1 protein-coding gene is annotated in these 628 nt (G+C 50.8%); it reads left to right on the top strand.

Annotated features, from left to right (window positions below):
- Positions 1 to 348: hypothetical protein (locus tag Q2M23_RS43775; protein ID WP_316399552.1), on the top strand; the 348-nt coding region annotated here is incomplete at its 5' end.
- Positions 349 to 628: the final 280 nt, after the last annotated feature.

Genomic DNA, 628 nt, shown 5'->3' with positions numbered 1-628 from the left:
ATCCGGAGATTAGCTAAAGAGGAAAATAAAGCCGTGGGCGCGAAAGAGGTCGCAGACGTCGCCGTTCTCCCGCTTCGCAATTGGGGAGCCCTCGCCCGACTACGGCACCTGCTGGACGATTGTCCACAAGCAGGAGCGAAACAAACAGCTAAACAATATATTCGGACACTTACACCCATAGTCCACCTCTTTCTTAAGGGTTTCGCACAAACACCTTTCCATACAGTCACTTCGTCCGCCACAGCAAAATGCGCTGTTACGACGACGAAGAAGATCGGTAGAGTGGCGGAATGCAGAAGAAAGACGGGGGTCGACGACGAAGATCGCGACGGGGACGATGAATTTTAGAATAGTTTAATATCATTTGCCGCCCGCGGCCAGTTTGTGAACGCGCCACTTTGCGCTGAACGGTATAGACCAGTACGGTAACGATCGAAACACTGTTCCGGAAACAAATCTAATTACAAGGCGCGGGCGATCGCTCCCGATTATCGTGGCAACCCCGAGTTCACTAGGCAAAAACCAGCCGCCTTTTCAGTTCCTCGATGTCGGGTGAAGGGTATTATACCGCGCCCGGTAAAATTAATAAAAAGACAGATTAGGAACTGATCCGATAAGCGCTGCTTTT

This window comes from Bradyrhizobium sp. 33ap4, assembly GCF_032654765.1.
Classification (GTDB): Bacteria; Pseudomonadota; Alphaproteobacteria; order Rhizobiales; family Xanthobacteraceae; genus Bradyrhizobium; species Bradyrhizobium australafricanum.
The sequence above is the reverse complement of the archived record's forward strand: the minus strand, read 5'-3'. Positions and strand labels throughout refer to the sequence as shown.